Genomic DNA, 17,561 nt, shown 5'->3' with positions numbered 1-17,561 from the left:
ATGGGTCTTTTCGCTCTCCTCTATCGCCTCATCGTTCGGCCCGTCTTCCGCCATCCTGGTCGCGCCCTCATTATCTTTTTCGCTGTAGCCCTTGGCGACGCGGCCGTAGTTGCGATCAACCTTGCAGGCGACGCCGCAGCAGGGTCCTTCCATTCGTCGATGGAGACTCTGGCAGGCAAGGATGACTTTGAGATTACCGCGGCGGGCGGCCTGCCCGAATCGGTCGTTGCAGAGGTTGCACGACTGCCTTACCCGCTCTCCATCAGTCCACGCATCGAGGATCACGGGATGCTTGTTTCGACCGGCGAGACTGTTCCCTTGATCGGAGTGGACGTTGTCGCCGAGACAAGCAACGCCGGAACCCTTGTTGGCACGATCGCTCAGGATGCCACAGCGATCCAGGGACTCCGATACATCAACGATCCTGACGCAGTCTGGCTAACCCATGGCTTAGGCAAAGCCGTAGGTGACCGTGTCCAGTTGCTCATCAACGACCACGTTCAGGCGTACACGGTTCGTGGCCTGATCCCAGAATCAGGGCCGGACGGAAGCAAGCTGGGCACAGAAGCAGTTCTCATGGATATCGGAGCTGCGCAGCTTGCTACCGGCAAGTCAGGCCGAGTCGATCGCATCCTGATCAAGACTCCCAGCGCGGCTAATTTCGATGCATGGCAGAGCAAGTTGCAGCAGGCTCTCCCAGCGGGCGTCCTGCTCAATGCCCAGGGAACAGAGACCGCGGCCAACCGGCACATGCTCGCAGCCTTCCGCTGGAATCTCACCATGCTCAGCGGCATCGCGCTCCTCGTAGGAGCCTTTCTCATCTATAACGCGGTCTCCGTCTCCGTTGTCCGCAGACGCGCCGATATCGGCACCATGCGCGCACTGGGCGCAAGCCGTGGAGCTGTCATGGGTGCCTTTCTCTTTGAAGCCGCGCTCTACGGCACAGCCGGTTCCCTCGCAGCTCTGCCCCTCGGGCGTGCACTCGCCGCGGGAGCCGTCGGCATGCTGTCCACCACAGTCAACGCTCTCTACGTTTCCAGCAGTCCAGGCCAGATGAAGATCTCCGCAGGCTCGGTCGCGCTTGCCCTTGTCGCCGGTATCGGAGTAGCTCTGGCATCCGCCTTCGCCCCCGCACGAGAGGCCGGCATGGTCCCGCCGATTGAAGCAATGGCCCGCGGCCGCCGCGAGTTTGAAGTGCGCGTCGAACGGAAGCATGATGCGGGAATCGCCCTGGCGCTCGCCATTCTGGGGGCACTTGCAACTCTCTTCCCCTCCATAGCCGGGAAGCCTTTGTTCGGCTACTTGTCCGCGTTGCTCTTTGTCGCGGCAGCCGCCCTGATCTCTCCTCTGCTTGTCCATAGCGCCACATCCCTAGGCTCAGGCGGCCTCCTTCGCATGCTTGGAGTTGAGGGCCTCATCGCCTCCCGTAGCCTGGGCGGCTCGCTGCGCAGAACCTCGGTCCTTGTAGCAGCTCTCGCCACAGCCATCGCCATGATGACCTCGGTAGGCATCATGGTTGGAAGCTTCCGCCAGACCGTACTGACCTGGCTGGACAGCGAGCTTCCGGCCGACCTCTATCTCGCTCCCGCCGGAGCCATGGGGGGCGACCGGCATCCCACCATCTCTCTCGAGACCTCCGACCGAATCGCAGCGACTCCCGGCGTGGAGAGTGTCAGCCGCCTGCGTGCCTATGAGATTCAATATCAGGGTCTGCCCGCGTCGCTTGCCGGGGCCAGCCAGAGTCGAAGCATCCCTCGCCAAAATCTTACCTTCCTTTCAGGCCGATCGAGCATCGACGTCATTCGAGAGCTTGCCTCAGGCAACAACGCAGTCGTCAGCGAACCCTTCGCCAACAAGCACCACGTCAAGGCAGACGACTCCATCACCCTCCCCATCGGGGAGCATCAAGTCACCTTCCGCGTGATCGATACCTTCTACGACTACGGACACGAAGCAGGCTTCATCGTGGTCGATTGGAGCACGCTGATCCGTTATCTTCCCGACACGAAGCCAACCAATCTAGCTGTATATCTCGAACCAGGGGCCGACCTCGAGCGCACACGTGCGGCGATTCGAAATGCCATTGCCAATAAGAGCCTCATGATGCTCTCGAATGGCGAAATACGCCATGAAGCCATCCGCGTCTTCGATCAGACATTCGCCATTACCTATGCTGTCGAGGCGATTTCCATCCTCGTGGCTATCGGCGGCATTGCCGGCGCACTCCTCTCGATTGTCATGGACCGCCGCAGGGAGTTCGGCGTCCTTCGCTATCTCGGGGGCACCTCCGCACAGATTCGTAAGCTGATCCTCGTCGAAGCCGGCCTGACTGGGCTCCTGGCCAACGTGCTCGGCCTCGTGCTCGGCTACGTCCTTTCGCTTGTGCTGATCTACGTGATCAATAAGCAGTCTTTCGGCTGGACGATCCAATTTCATTGGCCAGTCGAAGTTCTCCTCAGCTCGCTCACCGTCGTCTACATTGCTACCGTACTCGCCGGCCTCTTCCCCGCCCGGATCGCCATTCGCCTCGATCCCATGGAGGTCGTGCATGAGGAATAAGTGCATCGCACTCCTGCTCCTCCTCGGCGCAGTGTGCGCCACCTCGCAAGACCGTGCCGCCCCAAACCAGTCCGCAAAGAGCTACAAGATCGCGCAGGCAGGCTACACCTACGAGTTCCCGCGAGACTATTTCAACCATGAAGACTTCCAGACGGAGTGGTGGTATTACACCGGCCATCTAAAGTCCTCCAACGGCCGTCGCTTTGGATATGAACTGACCTTCTTTCGCCAGGGCGTTTCGCGCGCGGATAACAGTCACCCCTGGTTTGTCCACGACGTTTGGATGGCCCATCTTGCTCTCAGCGATATCAACGGCCAGCACTTCTACAACGAGGAGCGCCTCAACCGCACCGGCCCTGGCGTCGCCGGTGTCGACAGCCAGACCGGGATCGTCTGGAACGGTAATTGGCAGGCGCACATCGCCGAGCACGAGGAAGACCTGCGCGGCATCGCCGGCAAGTTCAGCATCGCGCTCAAGCTCATACCCAAAAAACCGCCTACGATCGAGGGCCCAAACGGGGTAAGCCAAAAGGCTGAAGGCGCGGGCCATGCATCCCAATACTTTTCGCTGACTCGCCTGACGACCTCGGGCTCCATCGATATAGACGGCAAAGCTTACCAGGTAGGCGGAACCTCCTGGATGGATCACGAGTTCTTCACCGGCTCCATGGCAGCCGCCGAAACCGGCTGGGACTGGCTGAGCGTTCAACTCGAAGAAGGCACGGAACTCATGCTCTACCGACTGCGCCACGCCGACGGCACTATCGATCCATACTCCTCAGGCACGTACATCGACGCAACCGGCAAGTCACTCTTCCTGTCAGCCAAAGACTTCGCAATGATCCCCGTTTCAGACTCAGAAAGCAAATGGCTAAGCCCGGCCACCAAGGCAAGCTACCCGCTTCATTGGCACGTCTCCATTCCGCGCTTGAATATGGAACTTGATGTGACCACGCCGCTCAAGGATCAGGAGTTGACGGGAAACTTCGGACCCTCCTACTGGGAGGGAGCCATCGACGTAAGAGGCCAACGCAGTCAGTCTCCCTTGAGCGGAGTCGGATATCTGGAGATGACAGGATACGCAAAAGCAGGCCAGCCGGTCCTCCCTAGATAGTTCAGACGGCTGGTAGAGATTGACCCAGATGGCGCGCCCGGCTCCCGCAGGTACGTGTTGATCCCAAGATCCGCCACAACCTGAGGCAGCGTACCGGAGCAGCAAGGCCACCGATGCACCGGACAGCTGCGCTTTGCCACCATGTTGTAATCGGAGTTGTAGAAGGAAAGCCCGCTGGGCTGGAGCGGGAGCGAACCTAGACCGGCATTGTGAAACGAATTTATAAGCTCTCGCAATCTTGTGCAGAGAGAAAACAATGTGGTGACAAAGGAGTAACAACTGTTCACCAACCCATTCGGCATACTCAGCCTCAACTAGGAATTACACGGGGCGAAAGACGAATGAGATTGTGCACACAAGGAATGCGATTTGCTGCGCTCGTTTTGAGCGCAAGCCTCGAGATGGCGGCACAGACACCGGGAACGGGCGGCATGAGTGGTGCGGTTACCGACCCGTCCGGCAGGGCAGTTGCGCACGCCGGCATTGTTGTTACCAACGGTGCAACCGATGTCGTCCGGACTGTCGAAACGAATAGCCTCGGCATCTTTCGTTTGCCCCTGATATCACCGGGCACCTACACCATTTCCGTTTCCGCTGCGGGCTTTGCGCCTAGCGTTACGCGTGAGATTCGGGTATCGGTAAGTGAGACACAAGCCGTTGTGATTCGCCTCTCCCTCCAGAGCGCCCAGACCACCATCGATGTTCGGGCGACGCGTCCGGTCGCGAACATCGAAAGCTCCACCATAGGTGGCCTGGTCGACGGTGAGGCGATCACGTCCCTCCCTCTTGCCTCACGGAATTACACACAGATTCTTGGGCTGTCTCCAGGCGTCATCGCCGATCTGCCGACCGTCACCACCCTTGGCAACGGCACACAGAACGTCGCCGCCCAGGGAGCGACCCCCCTCTCCAACAACATCCAGTTCAACGGGATCGACGCGAACAACATACTAGAAAACTCTGCCGCCGGGGCCCAGAACTACGAGACTGGCACAGCCATTCCCGCACCCGATTCCATCGAGGAGTTTCGCGTGCAGACGGCAAACTACGATGCAGGCTATGGTCGTGGTTCAGGCGCCAATATCGACATCGTGAGCCGGACCGGAGGCAACCAGCTTCATGGTGACGTGTGGGAGTTCGTTCGCAACAACATCTTCAACGCCAACGACTTCTTCTCCAAACTTCACGGCCAGCCTCGCGCAGACCTGAAGCAGAATCAGTTCGGGGCGGCCGTGGGTGGGAAGCTTCTGCGAGACCGCGATTTTTTCTTTGTCGCATACCAAGGCACGCGACAGGTGAACGGGCTCGGGACATCACGCACGGCCACGCTTCCCCTGCTCACTTCGGATCGTTCTGCCACCGCGCTCGGTGCGCAGTTCTGCCCTGCGACGCATCTGGACGGCCAGGGCCAGGCCGCACTCGGATACCAGACAAACGCCGGGGGCACCCAAGTCACATGCGACGGCTCGAATATTTCGCCTGTCGCCCTAGCACTCCTGAACGCGAAGTTGCCGAACGGGCAGTTCGCCGTGCCGGCACCTCAGATTCCGCTGGTCGCAACCGGGCCCAACGCATCGGATCAACTTCCTGTCGGAACCTCCACGTTTCATCCGCCTGCCTACTACAACGAAGATCAATACAGCGCGAATCTCGACGAGACTCTTACGGCCCGAAATACCCTTTCGCAACGCTTCTTCTACGCCAACGGGACCACCACCCTTCCCTTCTCTCCCAATGGGGCCAACGTCCCCGGGTGGGGCACTGATGCGTCCAGCAAGAATCTGCTTTTTTCGCTGGCCGACACGCACATCGCAAGCCCGTCTCTGACCAATATCGCGCGCTTCGGTTATACGCGTTACGAGGGACTCGCCGCGGCGGAGAATCCGCTGAGCGCTACTTCGCTCGGCATTGGCACACCCACCGGGCCAGCGGTGGCCGGAGCCAACATGCCATCCATCAGCGTCGGCGGTTTCACCGTTGGCGACGGCGGCACACCGAGCGAATGGTCTGTCACCGACACATTCCTCGGACAGGACACCGTGGCGCTCACGAAAGGACGCAACAACGCACGATTCGGTGTCGAGGTGAAGTATCACCAGGTCAGCGAGGATCAACCGCAGCAGGTGGATGGCAATCTTATGATCGCTTCCCTGCCGGACTTTCTACTGGGTCAAAGCGCGGCGCAAAACAACAGTCCGCTTGGCCTCAGCAACGTCTCCCTGAGCATCTCTGGCGGAGGCATCTTTCGCCGGGACGAACGCTATCGTGATCTCGCGGCCTTCGCTCAGGACGATTTCAAGCTAACGCCTCGCCTAACCTTGAACGTTGGACTCCGCTACGAAATCTTCGGTGCCCCGAGCGACGTACACGGACGTCTGACGAACTTTGACCCAACCCAGGCGCTGCAGGGGGTTCTTCCGGACTCGGGCGTCTTGAACGGCTTTAGCGTGGCTTCGAACTTCCCTGGCGATGTCCCCGCAGGCGTCACGCGCACATCCTATTCCAGCTACTACAAGACGCCGCACGGAGACGTCAGTCCTCGCTTCGGCTTCGTCTGGCAGGCCACTCAGACGCCGGTTATCGTCGTGCGCGGCGGGGCTGGCCTATATTACGATCGGCACTCCGGCAACCTTCCCGAGGCGATGTTGGGCCAACTGCCCTTCGCGATCTCTCAGTTCAATTCCGGTGCTCCCAACGGGCCTGCCACGCTGCAAAACCCATTCGTTCCGCTCACTCCATCCGCTTCTTCATTCCCGATCTTCCAGCCTCTGGTCAACTTTGGCTTCCCGTTCATCGAAGGAATCAACCCGAACATCAAAGATGGCCGCACGGCTGAGTACAACTTCAACATCCAGTACGAGGCTGGGCGCAGCACGCTGGTGCAGGTCGGCTACGTTGGGACGCGTTCGGACCACCGCTCGGGCCAGCTGGAGTTCGATCAGGCATTGCTTGCCTCTCCGGGCAATCCGGTGAACGGGCAGACCGTCAACACCAGTGACAATGCATTTCTGCGGATGCCCTTCCAGGGCCTCAGCCCAGGATCGCTGCTCACGGACTCAGTCTTCGAGGCCAACTTCAACGCGCTGGAAGCAAGCATCCTGCGGCGTCTATCGCATGGGCTTGAATTTCAGGTCAGCTATACCTGGTCGAAGAACCTCGACGAGGTCAATGGCGAAGGTGGCACGGATACCTTCGAGCTGCAGTTACCCACGAACGATCAGTTTCATCTGCGACAGTCCTCCTATGGTCTGGCCAACGACGATCGAGCTCAGCGCCTTGTGATCAACGCAGTCTGGAACACGCCACACGTGCACACGGGTCCCGCGGCTCTACGGCATATCGCGAACGATTGGCAGTTCTCAGGAATCGCCCTCATTCAGTCGGGCGCTGCACTCAGTGTTTTCGACGGCAACGCCGGTTCGGTTTATTCGCTGCTGGGAGGCGAGGTTCGCGCCCAGGTGGTCCCCCACGCGTCACCGTCCACGAAGGGCTCTCTGTTCGATCGGGTCGTGAGCGGCCGCTATCTCGACGCGACTGCGTTTCAACGAGCACCGCAGGCGCCCAATAGCTCCAGCATCGCCGATGAGGATTTTGGCAATAGCGGCGTGGGCCTCGTTCGCGGCCCGGGCCAGCATAATCTCGACTTTGCCGTCGAGCGGATCTTTCCATTGCGGGAGCAGCTAAAGCTCTCGTTCCGCAGCGAATTCTTCAACCTCACCAATACGCCCCAGTTTGGCAACCCGAACAACAACCTTGGTTATGGAAACCCATTGCAGCCGGCTGTCGCCAGTCAAAGCTTCGGCCTGATCCTCGGCGAGCAGGGCGGACCCCATCCTCGCATTATTCAACTCGCAGCCAAGCTGAGGTTCTAAGCGTGCCAGTTCTCCGGGCCGAGACGGCAACCCGTACCTATTTGACAAGGCAGCAGGAGCGGCTTCGTCATCCACTCGAAGGACCGCCACCAACCCTCAAGCAACGTTTCTTCCCGTTCGGCTTCCCGGTGGATGTCTTCACAAACTCCGCAGCCGTCCTCAAGATGCTGGAAGAGATGTGGCGGCCATTTACGGCACGATTTCCCAAGGATCCAATCCGTTGCGACATTGTCGTGGAAGAGTCCTCGGAAACGCGGTGCCCGCCTCCACCGGCATATCACCTCTTGATGCCTTTGGTTACCACCATATGCGACGGGAATAACTTCAGCGTCGTTGACGTGGAACGCTCGACGGTGCGCACGCACATAACGGAGGCTGCGCTACGCTATCCCCTCTTTGTGCGCCAGCATCTCCTCACCGCGGCGTATTCGTGTATCTGTACCCGCTATGTCACTCCAATTCACGGAGCGTGCGTTTCATGGAATTCGCGGGGCATCCTTCTTTGTGGCGACTCCGGTGCAGGCAAGTCGACACTCGCCTATGCATGCGCCCATCAGGGCTGGATCTACACCTCGGACGACGCTTCCTATCTCATGAATGAGGAGACAAGCCGGCGAGTCACTGGCAACTGCCACCAGGTGCGCCTTCGGCCAGAGTCCGCATCGCTGTTCCCTGAGATCAGCCCGCTCAAGTTGACCGCGCGAATCGCAGGAAAGCCCTCCGTCGAGGTGCCAACAAACACGATGAAGGATGTCACGACATCCCCGACGGCAGATGTGGACTATGTCATCTTCCTCAACAGAAATCACAACGGCCCTGCCGCGCTGGTGAGCTCATCGCCTGTTGCAGCGCGGGAGTCCATGGGGGCAACTCTCTATGGCATACCGCGCATGCTCGATATCCAATACCGCGCTATCGATCGCCTGCTGACCGCGCCTGTGTACGAGCTGCGCTACCAAACGCTGGATGATGCGATCCGGCTCTTGCGCTGGCTCGCCGAGGAGGGCGAGAATGCCGAACGCTTTATCGCAGCCCGCTGACACGTCCACCTCTGCACATTTACGCGGACCGCTCGCGTGGCTCCGATCGCAGGCCCTGGCGAAAGAGTATTGGATCTTTTTCTGCGTCGCTCTCTTCTTCGATGCGGGCTTTGCAATTTACTTCTTTCTGTTCAACCTGTTCCTGCTTGACGCACATACAACAGAACGGGCCATCGGTTTGATCAACGGAGCGTTCACTCTCGGGTCCACGCTCGCAACCTTACCCGCCGGTGCACTGGGACGCCGGATCGGCGTCAAGCCGCTACTCTTGGTATGCATTCTGACTGCCTCTTTGCTGGGGGCGGCCCGCATCGTCTTTCTGGGCACGACGCCACAGATCGTCCTCGGTTTCCTTGCCGGCGCCTCCATGAGCCTCTGGGGCATCGCGTACCTGCCTGCCGTGGCGCGCCTCACGAACGATCAAAACCGGGCATCCGCGTACAGCCTCATCTTCTGCGCAAGCATCGTGACGAGCGCGATCGGCGGTGCCGTCACAGGATATCTTCCACGTTGGCTGACACATTTTGCCATCCTGCGTTCTGAACTTGTGATGCATCGCTGGATCCTTCTAGCCTCATGTCTCATCGGCGTCTTGGCCATCATCCCTGCAGCACGACTGCGATTGCAGCCCGGCAAGACAACGGACGAAGAACAGGCAGGCATTCTCACCGGCTTCCGGTTGACCCCGTTCCTGCTGCGCTTTCTGCCTTGCATGGCGCTTTGGACTGCATGCATGGGAGCTTTCCTGCCGTTCGCGAATATCTATCTGGTTCGGCAGAACTTCGTTCCAATGCAAAAAATTGGATTGGTTTTCTCCCCCGGGCAGTGCCTGCAGCTCTTCCTCGGTCTAATGACGCCCGCGGTGATCCGAGCCCTCGGACTTCTGCGCGGCATTCTCGCCATGCAGCTCGTCGCCGTTTCCTGTCTTTGCGGGCTTGCCCTGAGCCACTCCGGACCCGTCGCTATTCTTCTTTACCTGTTGTTCTCGACCGCGCACTGGATGTGCTCACCGGCCCTCTACAACCTACTCATGAGCGAAGTGAACGATGCACAACGTAGCCATGCTGCTGCCATGGTGATGTTTCTGAATGCCCTCCTTTCGTCTCTCACGGTCACGCTTGCCGGTGCTTCGTTTTCCCGCTTCGGCTACGCCATTCCTCTTGGGGTTATCGCTTGCGCCGGCGTGATCGTGGCCGTCTCTTTGTTTCGTCTCGTAAGTCCATACATGAGGCAGGAATATCCATGAAGGCACGTGCGTTGTTCATTCTTTCAGCCTGCTCCGTCGCGATGGGGCAGGCTCAACCGATACAGCATGGCCCACTTCTCTACTGCCATCGCACCGCGAACGAAGACGCTCCTGAGAATACGCTTGCAAGCCTTGAGCAGGCAGCCCTTCTAGGCTGCAACGTGGTGGAGATCGATCTGCGCCGGACCTTGGATGGGGAGATTGTTCTCAATCACGACGGTCTGCTCGATCGGCTTACCGATGGCCACGGGGACGTGGAGCAGACTAACTTCGCCGAGCTGCAACTCCTCGATGCCGGAGCATGGATGGCTCCGCGCTTTACCGGCATGCGTATGGCGCGCTTTGACGACGCACTTCGCCTCGCCCGCTCCCTCGACATCCGGCTCATCCTGGACATCAAGACCAAGGGCATCGGCGCGGATGTACTGCGAATTCTTGAGCGCGAGGGAATGATTGATCATGTTCTATTCAATGGTGAGTGGGACGACATACGCCGCATGCTGCCTTCGGCTGCGGACGCAGGCTATGGTGCCGCCTGGGTGCAGCCGGGCGTGACGGCAGCCGAAGTTGCTTCGCAGCAACGCCAGGGGAAATCCGTCATCGCGAACTTCTCCGCGAACAGTCACGGAATGGATCTTGCCGGGATGAAGGCCGCCGTGGCTGCAGGCGTCGACGCCATCAACGTTGACTTTCCGAGGCTGGGAGCCGACGCCGTTGGACGCGACGTGGAATCGAAGATACGGAGACTTAAGGAGCAGGCGCAAACCGGAGACGATGCGGCGCGATCGCAAGCGATTCTCAAGCTCTCGCGTTATCAAGATCCGGATCTCCAGTCGTGGTTCCTCCGCTGGCTCGACAATCCATCACCCCGTATCTCACACACAGCCGCTCTCGCGCTTCTACTCGCCAGGCCGGCACTCACGTCCGGCCAACTCACATCTGCTGCACGCGCGAACAATGCTGCTGCACGCGCGAACGCCGCGTGGCTTCTAGGCCAATTGGGGTCCGCTGCCGCGGATCTGGTTCCGATGCTCTCGGACCCCGATCCCGGCGTGCAACTGGAGGCTCTTCGCGCTCTCGGGCGCACGAAAGGAGACGCTCCAATCGATGCTATCCTTCCCTTCTTTCAAAGCAGCGATGTCAATCTTCGCGGCGCGGCGGCTTTGGCTCTGGCGCATACCCGTCCGAACGGAGCCGCCAAGGTGATCTCCGCGCAGCTTCAAAAAGAGATAGATCGAGAGCGTAGCCTGGCGGAAGGCTATGTCGCCGGCGGCCGGAAGAACATCACGCCGGAGCAGATTCGCGAAGCAACTTCCTCGTTTCGGGCACAGATGGCTATGCTGCATGCGCTCTCCAGTCTGCATGATGCAGACGCAACCTCCGCCCTTGTCCACGTCGCCTTTCAGCCAGTCCATGAGTTTGCCCAGACAGACAGCGTCGTCGGGTGTTTTCAACTCTGGGATCGCATTGGTGACGATCCCACGATCGTCGTGCAACAGCTCTCCTCAACGAACCAGGCTTCGGCCAACTGTGCTGAATGGGCACTGGTGAAAGCAGATATCCGAGTCCTCCCCACCGTGCGTGATGCCCTGAACACACCCAGCGCGAGAGTACGTGCAATCCGCATTCTCGCCTGGCATGGTGACGCGGATGCTCTTCTCGCCGTGCAAAAAATAGCCCATGCGGCCGGTCCGGAGAAAGACCTGGCCGCATGGGCCGCGGAAAAGATTCAAATACTGAATGCGCCTAAGGATTGAAGAAGCGCCGAAGGGCCTGCTCATCATGAGCGCTTAGGCCGGCGCGAACACGCATATGTCGAACGACCGTGTTTGAGATTCGTGAAGAGAACCCTTCCGGCGTTGCATGGCAGCGGGAACAGTTCATCTCAAAGATGCGCTGTCCTTCGGTTTGATCCCCGGGCTGAGGTTTTGCGGGGGTTGCCTCCGCCGCGGGCTTCGGGTCTTTTGCTACCTTTGCCTGAGCTCTCGCCGCGCCTGTGCAGACGGTAATGGCTGCGGCGCAGAGCAGAATGGTATTGCAGAGTTTCCTGATCATTTCGATTTTTCCTTCCATGCTGGAAACAGGTAGCGATAGACGATTGAGGTTTCCCAGATGTTGTGGTCGCCGGATGAAGAAAACTGGCGGGAATAGCTTGTGAGTATCCGGACATTGTGTGGCAGGTTATAGTTGAGCCCGAAGTCCGCGCGCTGCGTATTCACCAGCGGCACACCATCGCTCACAATGTTGTCGCGACGAAAGGTTTGTTGCATACGAAATACCGGTTCGATGCGACCCACCCAGCTATTAAGCCCTCCGAACGCCCATGTGCGGTAGTCCGCTTCGATCCAATAGCCTTGCGCATGATGGCCTCGGGCGAACTCGGAACGAAAGCGCAACCCCATGTCCTTTGGCTCCCACCACACATGCGCTCCATAGAAATTCTCATGCTGCGGCTGTGGTCCCTGGAGCGAACGGTCGTAGCTCAGGCCGGCTTCCAACCGATGTGCCGGAACATACAGGCTGACGCGGCCGCCGGCGGCACGAGTCGCGCCGAACTGTTGGTTACCACTCCGAGCGGAGAAGAACGCAGCGTAGTCGATGGAGTACTTCGAAGTCTGAACAGCCTTTCCACGCGCCATGCCTCCGAGGCCACTGGCACTGGACATCAGACCAATGCTGCTCATGAGAGGGCTATCTTGCAGGTTACTGATCCAGACCGGCGAGAGGCGCTCGTTGTAGACGTTGAACGGGAGCAGGTAATCCCCGGCAACCAGGGTGAGACGCGGTGACGCCAGAAAGGCTACCTGCGCGTAGGTAAAGCCTGCGAAGTGAGAGTGATCATATTTGCCGTTCGAAGGAAAGAAGTCTTCGAGGATGGCTGCGCGCGACTCGAAGAAGAACTTCTCGCCGAGTGGTACGGCGACAAGCGGTTCAAGCAACGGAAGGTAAGACGTCTGGCCCGCATTCGTCGTGGTCTGGAATGCAAGGCCACCTGACAACAGCGGAGTGTTCTGCGCCGTGGAGATCTGCGCAGCGAGACAGAGTACAAGCGGGGCCAGCCACTTCACCGACGACCCATGAGAAGGAGGAAACGCCCGGGGACTAAACATACCGTGAAGCTACAAGGTGGCTCCCTGAAAGGTGTCTTTCAGCCGTCGGAACTTTGTCAAAGCATTGTCAATCGGCAACGACAGGAAATCGAGACAATGGCGTTACAAGGTGATGACATGCGATTGCGCCATGGTCCGTAGCTTGGGGTTGGGTACTTCCTATGCAACGCGACAACAAACCTTCGCGAATCTCTCGTCGGCAAGCCGTTCAGCTTGCCGTACTGCGGTCCTTCACGAATGCACCGGCGGAACTGGATAGACTCCTCGATCTCTCGCCACCGGAATGGAAACGTCTCCTGTACTGGCTCGACGTCTCTGGTCTGGCGCTCTACTTTTTCGTTCGCCTTCCGGATCTTGGGCTGGCGAAGCACTTGCCTCTCGAGGTCCTCGAGCGGCTCCAGCAAAACGTTACAGACAACTCCATGCGGATGAAAGCCATGGCCGCCGAAGCCGTGGCAATCCAGATGAGCTTCAAGAACCATGGCCTGGAATGCGCGCTGCTCAAAGGCTTCTCGCTCTGGCCTCACTCCGTGCCTTCGTTCGAGCTTCGCTCGCAACTTGATATCGATTTTTTAGTTGCGCCGTCAGACCTTGCGTCTGCGCAAGCGATCGTGGCGCAGCGCGGCTACCATCTCCGCGGGCATAGTGGACGAAGCTGGGAGTACAAGGACGAGCCGGTTCCCCGCACCTCCATCAAGCAGCTTTATCAGGACACGGGCTCGCGATCCGTCGAACTCCATGCAGCAACCACGTCCGCAAGCCAGGCTCACCTACGCCGCCGTGAGTCCCTTCCCTTTCAGGGCATCCTCATGCCGGTACTTTCGCCTGAGGACCTCTTCCTGGGGCAGGCGCTCCACCTGTACAAACATCTCGCAAGCGAGGGGGCGCGCGCGGCCCACGGAGTCGAGTTATATCGGCACATACTTTACCGATGGAATGACCGCGCTTTCTGGGGACGTCTGCGTGTTCTGACGGAAGAAGACGCTGGCGCGAGGTTTGCGCTGGGCTTCGTGGTCGCGCTGCTTACAGGCGCCATGGGTCCCTTCGCACCGGAGGCACTCACCTCGTGGACGACGGAACGTCTCCCGGAGTTCGCGCATCGCTGGATCGACCGCTTTGGGCTCTCTGCAGCGCTCGGAAATGCGGGAGGCAGCAAACTCTCGATGATTCTCCAGGACGAGCTGGAGGCACACGGCCTGAGGGCAGCCGCACCAAAGCGCCAGAAGGTTCTGCCGACACGTCTGCCGCCAAGGATTGAACAGGCCGTCCCCGGAGAAACATTCGCACAGTCTCTGGGCCGGAACAAGCGCCAATCGCTCTTCGTGCTGCGCCGGCTCCGCTTCCATGTGATTGAGGGCGCACGGCTTGCTTTCGAACGTGCCCGCTGGAAGGGCGTGGAAGCGCGGCACCAACAAACCAATGACAATTCGCTTACCCACGCATGACACAGCAAGCACCCAACCCCACTACGGTTAGCAGACGCACCATCATGCATAAGCTTCTCCCTATCGCCGTCCTTCTCTTCACCGCTGGAACTTTCACCGCGACAGGCGTGGCACAAAACGCGGCTGCCACGTTGTTTTCGTCGCAGACCCCCTTCGCACCCGGGCAGCAAAGCCTGAGTGCGACGGATCAGAGCGCCAACTCCACGGAGGACGATAGCCTCTCGTCCACCCGCAATGCAGTCGGCGCATCTCCCATCTCCGTGCCGATGTCCGCGCCAATGTCCGTGCCGACCATATCGAACAACACATCCTTCTCATCATCGGATCTCATCGACATTCTGCAGGGAAACCCTGACCTGCTTACTCAGGTGAAGGAGCAGGCCGCTGGATTCCTAAGCCAGCGAGGTATGACGGTCAGTGCGAACGATTTCACCGATCAGCAGTTCTTCGAACAGATTCAGACGAGCGAGCAGCTTCGCTCGTCGCTCACTGACTTTCTGCTGGCGCGTGGATATAGTCTCGACAGCAATCGGGCTCCGGTAGAAGGCTCGCAGACTCCTGGTTCGCTCTCATCACAACCTTGTATCAACTCGTCAACGTTTCTCATGCCGCCGTCGGCAATCAACACCGTGGGTGCCGAGCAGGCTCTTGCCTCGAACTGTGCCTACGTGATGCCGCGCGATATGGCTCGGGATACGACGCCAAAAGAGGACCGCCCGAGGAACTCTCCCGACGTCTTGAATCGACCCGCCCCCTACAATCTTCGCTCGCTACATGACCTTTACAAGCAGTTGCCGGAGTCCGCAACGCCGCTTCGCCGCTTTGGCTCCAACGTCTTCACGGGAAGGAATGCACTCGGCACCTCTCGTACCTTGGCTGGGTCGGAGCCGCCGTTGGATGTGCCGCTTGGTCCGGACTACGTGCTCGGCCCGGGAGACAACCTCAGCATCAACGTATGGGGTGCCACATCCCAGACGGTAAGCCGCACCATCGATCGCGAGGGGGCCATCCCCCTGCCGGAAAATGGCCGCATGCAGGTCGCTGGCATGACCCTAGGCCAGGCAAGCGCCGCGATCGAAGGCGTGCTGAAACCGCAGTACCGCGATGCCCATATCTCCATCACGGTATCGCGCCTTCACTCGGTACGCGTGTATGTTGCGGGCGATGTGCAACGCCCAGGCGGTTACGACATCGGCGCCCTCGCCACTCCGATCAGTGCACTCATCGCGGCTGGCGGCCCCACCGCAACCGGCTCTCTGCGTGTCGTTCGGCACATGCGTGGTGGTCGGCTTATTGAGTCGATCGACTTATACGACTTCCTGTTACACGGCGTGCACTCCGCCTCGGTCCACTTCGAGAGCGGCGATACGCTTCTCATTCCGCCTGCGGGCTCGCAGGTCAGCATCTCAGGGGCAGTGCGGCGGCCCGCGATCTATGAGCTTCTACCAGGCACGACAAGTCTCGCAGGGATTCTTGAAGACGCTGGCGGCGCTACGGCGACTGCGGCCCTCGACCACATCACCATCGAGCGCATCGCCGACAATCATGAGCGCCAAACCATTACGCTCGGCTCTCCTGACGGCAAGATCCAGCAAACGCTCGAAACCTTTGCAGTTCGCGATGGGGACGCCATTCGCGTCTCGCCGATCCTACCGTACAGCCAGAAAGTTATTTACTTACAAGGGCACGTGGTACGTCCCGGCCGTGTCCCGTTCTCCGATGCTATGAAGCTCAGCGACGTGCTGCGTAGCAACCGCGATATGCTCCCTGAGCCCGCGGCACACGGCGAAATCATCCGCCTCGTACCGCCAGATCTGCACGCGGAAACCATCGACTTCAACGTTCCGGACGTGATGATTGGCAACAGCAATCTAGCTCTCGAGCCTTTCGACACGATTCGCATCTTAGGCCGCTATGAAGCAGATTCGCCGACTGTCAGCATTCAGGGTGAGGTTCTGCGTCCGGGAACCTATCCACTCTCCATAGGTATGACCGCGGCGGGGTTGGTCCGCATGGCAGGCGGCTTCAAACGTGATGCTATGCAATCCACTGCCGACCTCACGAGTTATACCGTCGAAGGTGAAGACCGCATCAGCGAAAACCTGGTCAGCGTCAAGATTGGCGCAGCGGTCGCCGGTACGGACCGCAACGCCGATGTAGCCCTCAAGGCTGGAGATGCTCTCTCGGTTCACCAGATCACTGGTTGGGGCGATATTGGTCAGTCCGTGACGATCGATGGTCAGGTACGCTTTCCTGGCAGCTACGGCTTTCGCGACGGCGACCACCTCAGTACCGTGTTACGCCGGGCTGGTGGCTTTCGCGAAAGTGCGTACTCCGAAGGCGCCATCCTCGCGCGCGACCAAGTAAAGGAATTGGAAGAGAAGAGCCGCGACGAGCTTGTCCGCCAGATAGAGACGACGAGCGCCGCGGCTCGGCTCTCGCCCGCGCTCTCGGCAGGTGGTTCTGGGGATAGCCTGCAGCTAATCAAAGCGCAGCAGGATGAGGTTCTCAATCAGCTCAAGAACCACCCGCCGACCGGCCGTCTTGTCATCCATATCACTGCCGATATCGATTCCTGGGCGAACACACCTGCGGATATCGAATTGCGTCGAGGCGATGTGCTCACGATTCCCAAGCGGCCAGGTTTCGTTCTTATTTCAGGGCAGGTCTATAACCCAACGGCCCTCACCTTTACGCCAGATAAGACTGCGGCCTGGTATCTTGCGCGCGCTGGCGGAGCGAACACTTCGGCCAATCAAAAAGAGATCTTCATCATTCGCGCGAACGGCCTGGTAATTGGCCGCCGATCGGGAAGCTTCTTCGGCTCCAATGTTCTCTCGACCAAGCTCGATCCCGGCGACGTAGTCGTCGTTCCACAAAAGATCCTTGGCAACTCGCTGCTTTGGCGCAATCTGTTGGCCACGGCGCAGCTTGCATCGTCCATCGCAATCACCGCAGCCGTCGCTGCGCTCTAGCTTTCCATGGAATGTGCTTGTACGTCCCGGCGTCTTCTCATCGTTCTCGGTCTCTGTATGCATGCAACCGCACAAGTCGCGCCGGCCACCACGCTACCAGGCGATCGTGCCTCGATCTATGAGCCGTCGCAGAGCTGGGTCTACAGCGCCCTGGAGACGCTTGCCGCCCGAGGTCTGTTGCGCACATCATTCTTTACCCT

Annotated in this window: 9 protein-coding genes; 8 read left to right on the top strand and 1 reads right to left on the bottom strand. The window is 59.5% G+C overall.

Translation table 11 applies throughout. The features are described 5' to 3' along the window. The 6 genes from GRAN_RS23160 (at position 1) to GRAN_RS23135 (ending at position 11,588) form a co-directional block, all read left to right on the top strand. Positions 1-2,559: an ABC transporter permease gene (locus GRAN_RS23160; protein WP_128915447.1), complete on the top strand. Its 2,559-nt coding sequence runs from the start codon at positions 1-3 to the stop codon at positions 2,557-2,559. Beyond that, positions 2,549-3,673, top strand: a complete 1,125-nt coding sequence (locus GRAN_RS23155) for a lipocalin-like domain-containing protein (protein WP_128915446.1) — start codon at positions 2,549-2,551, stop codon at positions 3,671-3,673. The genes GRAN_RS23160 and GRAN_RS23155 overlap by 11 nt, the downstream gene beginning before the upstream one ends. Before the next feature lie 362 nt (positions 3,674-4,035). Further along, the gene (locus GRAN_RS23150; RefSeq protein ID WP_128915445.1) at positions 4,036-7,545 is read left to right on the top strand and encodes a TonB-dependent receptor; all 3,510 of its coding nucleotides are present in this window, start codon (positions 4,036-4,038) and stop codon (positions 7,543-7,545) included. A 2-nt stretch (positions 7,546-7,547) separates the two neighbouring features. Next, positions 7,548-8,585: an aldolase gene (locus GRAN_RS23145; RefSeq protein ID WP_128915444.1), complete on the top strand. Its 1,038-nt coding sequence runs from the start codon at positions 7,548-7,550 to the stop codon at positions 8,583-8,585. Next, positions 8,557-9,831 (top strand): MFS transporter, encoded by a 1,275-nt coding sequence (locus GRAN_RS23140; protein ID WP_161571131.1) that lies wholly within the window; start codon positions 8,557-8,559, stop codon positions 9,829-9,831. Before GRAN_RS23145 ends, GRAN_RS23140 begins: the two co-directional genes overlap by 29 nt. Then, a complete protein-coding gene (locus GRAN_RS23135; protein WP_128915442.1) occupies positions 9,828-11,588 on the top strand; it encodes a glycerophosphodiester phosphodiesterase family protein in 1,761 nt (586 codons plus the stop codon). Before GRAN_RS23140 ends, GRAN_RS23135 begins: the two co-directional genes overlap by 4 nt. Before the next feature lie 294 nt (positions 11,589-11,882). On the opposite strand, the gene GRAN_RS23125 is transcribed toward GRAN_RS23135, so the two are convergent. Then, positions 11,883-12,941, bottom strand: coding sequence for a hypothetical protein (locus tag GRAN_RS23125; RefSeq protein ID WP_241655118.1), 1,059 nt, complete (start codon positions 12,939-12,941; stop codon positions 11,883-11,885). A 161-nt stretch (positions 12,942-13,102) separates the two neighbouring features. On the opposite strand from GRAN_RS23125, the gene GRAN_RS23120 reads away from it, so the two are divergent. Both GRAN_RS23120 and GRAN_RS23115 read left to right on the top strand, forming a co-directional pair. Continuing rightward, complete coding sequence (locus GRAN_RS23120) at positions 13,103-14,386, top strand: nucleotidyltransferase family protein (RefSeq protein ID WP_128915440.1); 1,284 nt, start codon at positions 13,103-13,105, stop codon at positions 14,384-14,386. Between the two features lie 44 nt (positions 14,387-14,430). Continuing rightward, complete coding sequence (locus GRAN_RS23115) at positions 14,431-17,361, top strand: polysaccharide biosynthesis/export family protein (RefSeq protein ID WP_192898059.1); 2,931 nt, start codon at positions 14,431-14,433, stop codon at positions 17,359-17,361. Positions 17,362-17,561: the final 200 nt, after the last annotated feature.

Source organism: Granulicella sibirica (assembly GCF_004115155.1).
Classification (GTDB): Bacteria; Acidobacteriota; Terriglobia; order Terriglobales; family Acidobacteriaceae; genus Edaphobacter; species Edaphobacter sibiricus.
The sequence above is the reverse complement of the archived record's forward strand: the minus strand, read 5'-3'. Positions and strand labels throughout refer to the sequence as shown.

What these genes read in the sequence shown, in the direction of transcription:
- GRAN_RS23150 (WP_128915445.1), top strand. Translation starts at nt 4,036, where the DNA reads ATGCGATTTGCTGCGCTCGTTTTGAGCGCAAGCCTCGAGATGGCGGCA.
- GRAN_RS23160 (WP_128915447.1), top strand. Translation starts at nt 1, where the DNA reads ATGGGTCTTTTCGCTCTCCTCTATCGCCTCATCGTTCGGCCCGTCTTC.
- GRAN_RS23115 (WP_192898059.1), top strand. Translation starts at nt 14,431, where the DNA reads ATGCATAAGCTTCTCCCTATCGCCGTCCTTCTCTTCACCGCTGGAACT.
- GRAN_RS23120 (WP_128915440.1), top strand. Translation starts at nt 13,103, where the DNA reads ATGCAACGCGACAACAAACCTTCGCGAATCTCTCGTCGGCAAGCCGTT.
- GRAN_RS23135 (WP_128915442.1), top strand. Translation starts at nt 9,828, where the DNA reads ATGAAGGCACGTGCGTTGTTCATTCTTTCAGCCTGCTCCGTCGCGATG.
- GRAN_RS23155 (WP_128915446.1), top strand. Translation starts at nt 2,549, where the DNA reads ATGAGGAATAAGTGCATCGCACTCCTGCTCCTCCTCGGCGCAGTGTGC.
- GRAN_RS23140 (WP_161571131.1), top strand. Translation starts at nt 8,557, where the DNA reads ATGCCGAACGCTTTATCGCAGCCCGCTGACACGTCCACCTCTGCACAT.
- GRAN_RS23125 (WP_241655118.1), bottom strand. Translation starts at nt 12,941, where the DNA reads ATGTTTAGTCCCCGGGCGTTTCCTCCTTCTCATGGGTCGTCGGTGAAG.